The following is a 9,656-nucleotide window of genomic DNA, read 5'->3' as shown; positions in this document are numbered from 1 at the left end:
CGGACCTCCGGGATGTCCTGAGACATCACACAGTAGCGGGGGCAGGATTCGAACCTGCGACCTCTGGACGAGATCAACCACTGAGGACTGGCTTGGAGGATCGTGGATCTCCCCGGGTTTACGCGGGAGGGCCTTGCGGCCCATCTCGGAGTGTAACGGAGCCACCTGTGCCACATCGGAGCCATAAGTGGCCGGTTTCTGGCCGTGATCAATTCCTGATCTTGCAGCGACCAGCCTTGTCAGCGGAGCGGGATGTAGACGACCCGATTCTCCCAGTCGTCCGGCTCGCTCGCACCCGCCATGAGGATGAGCTCGTCGATGATCACAGACCGAGGGACAGACTCCGGAATCTCGATGACCCCCGGCATGGGCAGTCCGTCCGCAACGCGCTCGAAAGCGAAGTCGGCGAAGGTCGAGACATCGTGGGTCACCACGATGCGCTTCTCTCGGGCAGCCCAGTCCAGAACCTGGGGGTCATCGACCTCGCGTAGACCCACCTCTTGCACCGCCACGATGTCGAGATCGGGCTCGCGTCGCTTCAGCCCTGCCAGTGTCTTGTGATCGAAGTTCTCGTCAGCAAGGAACTTGATCGTCATGCGTCCGGCCGGGCGAGGAGCTTTGCGCGGAGGCCCTCGGGCGGGAACCTCGTCTCGATCGCAGAGCGCTGCGCGGAGCGCTCGTCCGCTCGCCCTGCCAGGTAATCATTGACGTCGTCACGATGACGCACGCAGTAGGTGAAGATGGCATAGATGTCACCGAGCGAGACCGTCGGATACGACTCGTGGATTGCTTCGGGCGAGTCCCCTCGTTCGAAGGCAGCGACGAGTGTGTCCAGCGGAACTCGTGTGCCGATCACGATGAGCCGACCAGCGGCATCCCTGGCCAGCGGAACCGGCTCTGGCTCGATCGCTGCTGCGGTCATCTCGAAGCACCTCCGTTTCAAGCGTACCGGCGATGTCCTGCGCGAGCGGCAGGGATTCGTCGCTCAGTGGGGCGCCGAGCCTGCCGGCTGGGGGCCAGCGATCAGATCGTTCACGAGCGTCTCCGCCATCGCCTCCTCCTCGATCGCAAGTCCGTGCGCGGCCATCACCTCGGCAAGCTTCGGGTCCCATGGCGAGGGGACCGGGCGTCCCTCGAGGGCAAGTGAAGGCACGTCGCCCTCGACAACGGCCAGGTAGTCCGTGGAGGTGTATCTCCAGGGGGTCCAGTGAATCCGCCCACGGAGGGCCTGTGCTATCTGCAGGCCTGGCCAGTCGAAGTCACCGTGGTAGCGACACCCGGCTCCGCGCCCGGTCAGGATGGCAAGGAGTTCCACCACCGCAGTGCTGGGCTGGCCCCACGTGCAGATCAGCACCGGTGCAGACGCGACCGCGTCCGAGCACCCCCAGGCCGTGGCGGCAACCTCGACGATCGTCGGGTTCTCGCAGACGTGGACGATCTGGTCGGTTGGCAGCGCCTCGACACCGCCGGAGCGGACCTGGTCGAGCGTCAGAACCAGAGGCATCCGGGCGGTGCGCATGGCTTCCAGCGCCGCCGCGCTCGCCTGTGCCATCGCCCCAGCCGGACCAGTCGCACCCGGAACCCCCAGGCACAACACCGTCGACGCGACGTTGGACAGTACGACGCCAGCAGCTGCCCAAGCATCGCGGCTCGCGTGGGCGCCCGGCGCGAACGCAGCCTCGACAGCGGCAGCAGCCAAGCGCCCGAGTGGACGCGACATGTCGAGAGCATGCGAGTCGCCAGTGAGCCGTCGCGCGAACACAGACAACGGCTCCCCTGCCGATGGCAGAGCCGCCACGACCGATGCCACCAGTTCCACGAGACGAGCACCGACGTCGGGCCCGTGGGCAACCCCGGTCCGCGCAGCCTCCGCCCGCGCTGCTCGCTTGAGCCCACCCGTCGCGCAGAATCCCTCCCACCAGTTCCCGACTCCAGGGTGGACGGCAACAGCGTCGTGAAGGCCGCCCGCAGCGTAGGCCCAGGCGGTGGTGGTGCGCTCCCGCTCGAGGGCTGGGTCGACGACGGGCCCGGTCAGCGTCTCGACGGCGTCGGCGAGCCCTGCTGGCCACGGTCCCCGGCGCAGGATCGCCTCGACGTCGGCGAGCTCCACCCGCAGGGTCGCCCCCGGGCGACGTGGCCGCCCGACCAGCCGCACCGCCGCGGCCCGCTGCCCGTCGGTCGGCTCGTCGAGCTGTACGACACCGGTCAGTGTCGATCCGCGGGATGCAGCGATCCGGGAGCGCACCCGGGCCAGCAGCCAGGCCATCTCCGAAACGCCGAGGAGCCGCTCCAGCGCAGCCCGGTCGCCGCTCGCGACCTTCGGATCCATCATCATCCGAACAGTGCGTCGTCCGCCGCGGGCGAATCGTGCGCATCGCCGGCCCGAGCGGCCCCTTCGACCTCGGCGAGTCTGGTGCGGCGGGTGCCATTCCACTGCCAGCGGGTGACACCGACGGCATCGACTCCTTCGACGCGGGAGAGCTGGGCGATGGCGAGCCCCGGCACCTGCGGGTAGCATCCCCACTCCCGCTCGCTCGTCATCACGACGTCGAGGTCGAAGGTGGCAAGCAGGCCCAGCGCCTTCGCACGCGAGTCGTCATCCACACCAGCGAAGGCCTCATCCAGCAGGATGAGCCGCGGCGCGTGCGAGCTGGCAGAGTTGTAGTGCGACGAGGCGGCTGCGAAGAGCGGCACCGACATCGCCAGGACGCGCTCACCACCCGAGGCCGGTCCCGTGGCAGGACGCCACTGGCCGTTCTGCCAGCGCTCGATGACGAAGGAGTGCCACTGCCGGTAGTCGAGCGCCTGCTCGAGGTGTTCGGCCCAGCCGCCGGTCGGGTCGGCCTCGCGAACCTCCGCAATGCGCGCCTGGAGGAACCCTCCGATTGCGGAACGGTCAGCAGCCGTCCAGGTGGCGTCGGAGCGGACCATCAGGCCACGCGCAGCAGTGAGCCCGGCCGGTCCGTCACTCCGCTCCCGCCATCGGACGCGTAACTGCATGCCGGTGGAGGTCTTGCGGGCGGCGAGCTCCGCGTTCATCCGGTCGATCTGTGCCTCGGCCGCCAGCAGCAACTCGTGGAGCTCTCCGGCAACCTCGTTGACCAGGTGGTTCTCCAGGATCTCGCGCTCCTTGGCGCTGAGCAGCCGCTCACGTTGCTCCACGTCGTCACTCAGTCGTACGGCGAGCCGGTCGATGTCGACCTCCTCGCTCAGGTAGCGCACCCGGGCCAGGACCACCTCCCCGCGCTGGTCGAGGAAGGAGGTGTGACCGTGGCGGCTCATCTGGGTGGAGAGCTCCTGCGCTGCCGTCGACATCCGCTGCTGCGCCCGGCGCCAGGCGTCGTCACTCTCCTCGACACCGTCGAGCTCCTGTTCGGCACCCCGGGAGAAGGCCAGCGCGGCGGTGACGCTCCAATCGTCGTGCTCGTCCGGGTCGGGGACGTGGACACCGGGCAGCGCGACGCGCAGCAGTCCGGTGGCAGCGAAGGCGCGCAATTCACCGATCACCCGCTCACGCTCGGTCGCCGCCTCCTCACGGCGGGTGCCGAGCTCGCGGGTCTTCTCCTCCAGGCTGCCGCGACGACCTGCGGTGTCCACCTGCCCTCCGCTGATCCGCGCCAGCTCGGCTTCCACCTCCGTGAGCGCGGCGGTGGTCTCACCGAGCCGCCGCTCCAACTCCGCGACCGACGCACCGACGGTGGCGCGGAGAGCGTCTGCCTGGGCGCGCAACCGCACAGCATCGGCGCTGGTCATGCGTGCGGTCTCGTCGCGCTCCCTCTGCATGGTGCTCGACTCAGCGGCCCGCTCGACGGCGGCCTCCCACGCGGCTTGTGCGTCCACGACGCGCTGTGCCGCGGTCCGGCATTCGACCAGTGCCTCCGAGTACGTTCCGACCGCCACCAACCCGGCCTCCAGTGACTCCAGCGTCGTGCCGGTGCCGAGATCGGCGGCAGCCTCGCGCAGGTCCTCGGCTGCCTCCTCGGCCGCTGTCGTCGCCGTTCCCCACACCTCCGCTGTCTGTGCCACAGCAGCTTGGGCGACCTCCAACTCGCGGCCAGCGGCTGCCACCCGCTCATGTGCCGCCGCGAGGTCGCGCTCGGTCGCCGCGGGGTATCCGGCGCGCTCGGCCACGACGTCCTTGACAGCCTGCTCCAGCTCAGAGAGCAGGGCACGTGCGCGCCCCTGTGCCGCGGCGAGCTCGCTCTCCTCGGCACGGAGCCGCTCGAGAGCCTCGCGCCGGGTCACCTCACGAGCGCCAGCTCCGACATACTCGGCCCGCTCCTTGGCCCAGGCACCCCGGGCGGGACCGGCGCCCCAGCGTCCGGACGCATCGATCCACAGCGCGGCCCCGGAGCCCTCGCCGACCCCCACGCGTGCTAGCACCTCGGCCACGACCGGCGCGGGCACAGCGTGGTCCGGGCCGACGGCCGGCGCCAGGAGTGCTCCCAGCGATGTGCTCGCCGCAACCTCGGGCCCGCCCGCTCCGAGCACGACGTCGCCGTCGACGGCGAGCCTGCCGTCCGGGAAGATCCAGGCGTCCAGGAGGCCCGCCGACTGCAGTGCGGCCTCGATCCCCGCCCGGTCGCTCGCGGAGACCCCGTCGACGAAGTCGGTGAGCCGCCACAGCGGTGCGCCCGAGGCACCCTCGCGTGCCGTCGGTGTGCGACCTGGTGCCGCGGGCGGCTCGGTGTCGTGCCCGGCCTCCAGGCCGGCGACCGTGGCCCGGATCTCGCCGAGCTGCCTCTCCACGCGGTCGACCTCGAGCTCTGCCGCGACCTTCCGTCGGCCCAGGTCGTCCAACGCGACCGACGCTGCCGCCTCGACCTCGGCGCGGACCGGAGACTCCCCGTCAAGGCTGCGCGCCCAGTCCGCGGCCACCTGGGTCAGGTCGTCCAGTCCCGAGGCAAGAACCACGATGGCGAGCCCGCTCAGATAACTACGGACCTGGTCGCGGTAGCCGACGATCGCCTCCTCGAGCGCCGCCGAGGCCGACTGGACCTGCTCGGCGCGGAGGGCGCCGGCGGCTTCGGCATCGTCGAGCGCCCGCCGCGCCCGCGCAGCCTCCTCCTCGGCGACGCGGACGCGGTCGGCGAGACGTCGTACCTGCCCGATCTGCTCCCGGCGGCGGTCCAAGGCACGCCGGGCCGTCCGCTCGTCTCGAGATATCGACGGGTGGTTGGCTGCCAGGCCCGCGTCAACAGCGAGCCGGGCGGCGAACAGGTCATGCCGTTCCGCGGCGGCGCGAGCAACCTCGTAACGCCGAGAGGCCTCTGCTGCAGCCGCATCGTCCCGCTCGGCCCGGGCCTTGGCCTGCTTCACCTCGAGCGCTGCCTTGTCGGCAGCCGACTCCTGGTCGGTCGCGGCCTTCTCCGCTTGCTCCAGTCGGGCAGCGTCCTTCATCTCCGGGCTCTCCCGGAGCGCCTTCTCATGACCCAGCAGCGCACCGTGCCGCTCCCCCGCGTCCCGCTTGGCGCGGTCGAGCCTCGCCTCGTCCTCCCGGGCGGAGGCGAGCTCATCCTCGGCAGCGCGCAAGTGGCGGCCCGCGTGCTCGAAGGCGGAATTGGCCAGTCGAACCCCGGTGGTGTGCCGCCGCGCCGCCACCTGCGCGTAGCCGCGATAGAGCTTGAGGAAGTCCTCGGCCGCCTTGAGGGTGTCTCGCGCATCAGCGATGCCAGCGCGCTCCTCCTCCAGGGAGCGGAAGGACTCGGCGACATCGGCAACCACCGCCTGGTCGAGCGGCGCGAGGGCCTCGGTCAGCGCAGCGGAGAGCGCACGCTCGTCGGGTCGCTTCGAGAGCTGCGGCTGGCGCAGCTGGATGAGCAGGTCAATGAGGGCGGCGTACCGCTCCTCGCCGAGGCGGAACAGCGCCTCGTCGACCGCCCGACGATATGCCTGTTGGCTGGAGTGGACGTGGCCGTTGCCGGCCAGCGCATCGCGCAATCGCGCGTCAGTCAGCACGGTGCGGTTCTCATCCATCAGCCGCAGGTCGCCGATCCGTCGCGATGTGGTGAACCACCATTGCTTGACGATGCCTCGACCGGTGGCCGCCTTGAGACCGATGCCGAGCGTCAGGAAGTGCTCGATGCCGTCGGCGTCGACACGACCGAACTCGATCCAGGAGTACCCCGTGCGCTCGGAGGAGGCGTGGGCACCGCCGAGGAGGAGGTTCCACTCCATTCGCTTCTTCGGGTCGGCATCAGGCTCGACACGCCGCGGCGCGATCGAGCCGTCGAGCAGGAACGGCAGCGTCAGCGCCAGCACCTTCGACTTGCCGGTGCCGTTGTTGCCGCGCAGCAGAAGCCGGCCGTCGTGGAACCAGAACTGCTCGTCGTCGTAGTAGAACAGGTCGACCAGCCCGATCCGAAGCGGCTGCCACCGCTCGGTGGAGGGGTGAGGCAGCGCATCCGAGCCGGCGTCCCGTGGGAGGAGCCATGCCGGTGTGCCGTTCGGGCTGGTCATCGTGCGTTCCTTTCAGCGATCGTCGGCGCTGCCAGGGCGAAGCGACGCAGCGCCGGCAGCGGACGTACGACGGCCTCAGGTCCGATGCTCTCGACTCGAACGAGGCCGAGGCCGGCCAGCCGGTCGAGCGCCTCGGCGACGATGGCGTTCTCGGCTCCAGGCTCACGGGTGGTCTTTCTCCAGTAGGAGGCGTTCTCCTTCGCCAGCGCCTTCACCCTGCGGCGCAGCGCGGTCACCTCCGTCGCCCCGGTGACGGCCAGGTGCTCGGCGAGCAGGAGGGTGGCATGTCCGTCGGTGCCCTGCTCTGGCATGCGCACGTCGGTGAGCTGGTCGTCAGGGTCGACCATCGCGATCCCCTCTGCGCGCAACTCCGGCAGCAACTCGGTGGCCTCGGCGATCCGCCGCGTAACACTGACTCGCTGTCCGCTGAGCAGGTAGGTCCGCTCGGCGTCGGGCAGCTCGTCGTAGTAGACGACCGGGTCACACAGGAGCCGCCGCGTCACAGCGTGGCGCAGCCTCCGGTGGGCCTCGTCCTCGGTGTACGCCGGCGGCGGCTCGTGCAGGGCGTCCTCGATGTCCTCGATGGCCGGCGCCGGACCCAATGCCGGCCCGGCCAACCCCGGCCCGCGCTCGGTAGAGATCATCGTGGCCAGCACCCGGCGGTCAACGTCGTAGAGGGCGTCACCGCCGGACGACACGTAGGAGTCCTCGTCGCCCGCCACGCGGACGAGCACGCCGTAGCCCAGCAGCAGCCGGATCGCGGCCACCAGGTCGGAGCGTTCCTCCCGGTTTCCAAGAGTGAACTCCACGCTCTCCAGGCCGGGCTGGCGCGCGGCGAGCACGATCTCGTCGGCCAGCCGACCCAACGAGACCTGCGGGTCCGAGCGATCCAGCACGGCGAGGCAGAGGCACAGCAGCACGTATCGGCGCCGGGTGAAGCCGGGGTCGCCCTTACGGGCGCGGGCCGGGTGTCGTCGTGCGATCGCGATCGCCGTCGGCCCGTGCGGCACATATGAGCTGAGCAGCCGGACCGTCTGCGACTCCACGACCAGCCGCCAGCCGGTCTCCCTCTCGAACCACTCCCGCAGCGCGTCGGCGTGGCGCCGCGCCAGCCGGAACAGCTCCGGCTCGGTCTGCGCGCGGAGCACCGGCTGCACGAGCAGCGCTCGCAGCGCCCTGGTCCGACCCTCTGCCTCACGGTCCTCCAGCGCGCCGGAGATCCGGGGCGCGAGCTCCATGCGGCTCACCCGTACGCCTCCGAGAACTCTTCGGCCTCATCGGTCGACTCGTCGACGGCCGAGGCGATGTCGACGAGGTGGTCGGGACCGGACAGTTCACCCTCGGTCGTGCGGACCACCGCGACGCCGGCACCCGGCACACGCCGCAGAGTGACGGTCAGCTCCCCGTCGGAGGTGTGCACCTGGGCCGTCTCGCCGCGCGGGCCCATCGCTGCCAGCGCATCGCCGAGCAAGCCGATGAAGAGCCGGAAGGCGTCCGGGTCGAGCTCGCCGAACGCCGACAGCGGCCGTGGCCCGTGGGTGAGGATCCGGCGACGTGCCGCGGCTGTCTGCTCTGCCTCCTCGCGAGCCCGGGCGACCAGAAGTGCCTTCGCATCGCTGCGGTCGGCGACCCGGACCGCCTTGCCGCGCCGCTCGTAGGAGCCCGTGCGCCGAAGCTGCGGGCTGATCCGAACCGCCGGCGCCTCCGCCCACGGCGTGGCGTTGCCGAGATCAGATGCCGCCCACGCGTCCTCGGTCTCGCCCGTCACGCTCAGGTGTCGGACCGGCGTGAGCCCGAAGGCGGTGCGCCACAGCCGGTGCCGGTCACCGTCATCGTCAAGGTTGGCGAACCAGCGGGCCAAAGTGAGGTAATCGTGCGTCCGGTCCGTACGCCCGCCCGCCTTGTCATGCAAGGAACGGACCACCGCGAGCAACGACGGGATCGCCGCCCGCGCGCGGGCGCGCAGCAACTTGACCTCGCTGTCGCGGCCCCGCGAGCTTACGAACCAATCGGTCAGCCCCGACCACTGCCGCAGCCAGACATCGAGGGCCGCAGCCGCGGCCGTCTCCGCCTCACCCGGCGCAGCGTCGGTAGCCTCGCGCTCGGCGGCGGTCGTGGCCAGGAATCCCACTCCCTCGGGAGGGATCGAGCCCAACAGCTCCGCGATCGCGGCGCCACGCGTGAGCAAGTCGTGGATGAACCGCTCGAGGTACTCGATCAACTGCTCCTTGTAGGCCAGGAACGCCTCCACGTCGGCGTCGTGGAGATCGATCGTGCGCTGGATCGAGCCCATGAACGCCACAGCGTTCTCGGCCAACTCGGCGAAGCGCTCCCGCAGACTGCGCAGCGCCTGGTGGGTCCGGGCCGGGTCGGCCGGCACGCCCGCATGGTGCTCGGCCACCGTGTCCCTGAGATGCGTGAGGAGGACGACGATGTCCTCGAGCGCGACGGATTGCAACGAGCCACGGGTGCCCAGCGCCGCGTCGTACTGCGCCAACGCCCGCTCAGCGGCCTCGCCCGGCCGCGACATCTGGTAGAGCATCCTGCGGCGGTAGAAGTCCTCCAGCGCGGTCACCCGACTCGAGTCGGGGAACGCGAGGACGTTTCCCCAACTGGAATCAGCCAGGCGCTCCAACGCGTCCGCGACGACCTGCGCCTCGACCGGTTCTCCGCCGTCGACATGCAGCGCCTCGGACACCTGTTCCGGACGGACGTGGACCGTGAACCTCTCCTTCTCTGCCATGAGCGCGCGCATGACGCGGCGGTAGATCGGTGCGTTCGGTGCGCTGAGGTATGCGAAGGGCCCGTACGCGACCCCGACGCCGTCGGAGTGGGCACTCGAAGCGGCTGACAAGTCGGTCACGGCAGCAGAGTCTTCCATCGACACCCGACACCCGACACAGATGCTGATTCTCGACGCTGCGGCACGGCTGACGGCGTTGCAGACTTGAACCCGAATCAACTCGCCTCAGATCCGCGTGCCCGCGGTCGGATACACGCGGAGAATCACGGAGTGTCATGGGGTCATCGACCCGGTTTCTGGCCAGTTTCTGGCCGGTGGGTTCAAATCCTCGGGGTAAATGCAACCGGCCCTAGACAGCGTTTCCGCTGGTCAGGGCCGGTTTTCATTGTAGCGGGGGCAGTGTTGTGGTTCAGGACATCCCGGACCCCTGTCTCACGTCATCCCGGACAGGTGT

At 70.1% G+C, this 9,656-nt stretch carries 6 protein-coding genes; all 6 read right to left on the bottom strand.

Annotated elements, in window-relative coordinates; genetic code table 11:
• Positions 1 to 239 precede the first annotated feature (239 nt).
• The 6 genes from ACYVKX_RS20780 to ACYVKX_RS20755 all read right to left on the bottom strand — a co-directional run bounded on the left by ACYVKX_RS20780 (position 240) and on the right by ACYVKX_RS20755 (position 9,322).
• Complete coding sequence (locus tag ACYVKX_RS20780; protein ID WP_460835598.1) at positions 240 to 596, bottom strand: DUF5615 family PIN-like protein; 357 nt, start codon at positions 594 to 596, stop codon at positions 240 to 242.
• The gene (locus tag ACYVKX_RS20775) at positions 593 to 922 is read right to left on the bottom strand and encodes a DUF433 domain-containing protein (RefSeq protein WP_460835597.1); all 330 of its coding nucleotides are present in this window, start codon (positions 920 to 922) and stop codon (positions 593 to 595) included. The genes ACYVKX_RS20780 and ACYVKX_RS20775 overlap by 4 nt, the downstream gene beginning before the upstream one ends.
• A 63-nt stretch (positions 923 to 985) precedes the next feature.
• Positions 986 to 2,332, bottom strand: coding sequence for a TIGR02679 family protein (locus tag ACYVKX_RS20770; RefSeq protein WP_460835596.1), 1,347 nt, complete (start codon positions 2,330 to 2,332; stop codon positions 986 to 988).
• Positions 2,332 to 6,459, bottom strand: a complete 4,128-nt coding sequence (locus tag ACYVKX_RS20765) for a TIGR02680 family protein (protein ID WP_460835595.1) — start codon at positions 6,457 to 6,459, stop codon at positions 2,332 to 2,334. Before ACYVKX_RS20765 ends, ACYVKX_RS20770 begins: the two co-directional genes overlap by 1 nt.
• Positions 6,456 to 7,697, bottom strand: coding sequence for a TIGR02678 family protein (locus tag ACYVKX_RS20760; RefSeq protein WP_460835599.1), 1,242 nt, complete (start codon positions 7,695 to 7,697; stop codon positions 6,456 to 6,458). Before ACYVKX_RS20760 ends, ACYVKX_RS20765 begins: the two co-directional genes overlap by 4 nt.
• Before the next feature lie 5 nt (positions 7,698 to 7,702).
• Entirely contained in the window at positions 7,703 to 9,322 is a 1,620-nt protein-coding gene (locus tag ACYVKX_RS20755) for a TIGR02677 family protein (protein ID WP_460835594.1), read from the bottom strand.
• Positions 9,323 to 9,656 lie beyond the last annotated feature (334 nt).

The sequence above is a fragment of the Nocardioides hungaricus genome (genome assembly GCF_054782915.1).
Note: the sequence above shows the minus strand (reverse complement) of the source record. Positions and strands in the feature narration are given on the sequence as shown.

Bases quoted from the DNA above. Each gene is read 5' to 3' on its own strand.
- ACYVKX_RS20780 (WP_460835598.1), bottom strand. From the start codon at position 596: ATGACGATCAAGTTCCTTGCTGACGAGAACTTCGATCACAAGACACTG.
- ACYVKX_RS20775 (WP_460835597.1), bottom strand. From the start codon at position 922: ATGACCGCAGCAGCGATCGAGCCAGAGCCGGTTCCGCTGGCCAGGGAT.
- ACYVKX_RS20770 (WP_460835596.1), bottom strand. From the start codon at position 2,332: ATGATGGATCCGAAGGTCGCGAGCGGCGACCGGGCTGCGCTGGAGCGG.
- ACYVKX_RS20765 (WP_460835595.1), bottom strand. From the start codon at position 6,459: ATGACCAGCCCGAACGGCACACCGGCATGGCTCCTCCCACGGGACGCC.
- ACYVKX_RS20760 (WP_460835599.1), bottom strand. From the start codon at position 7,697: ATGGAGCTCGCGCCCCGGATCTCCGGCGCGCTGGAGGACCGTGAGGCA.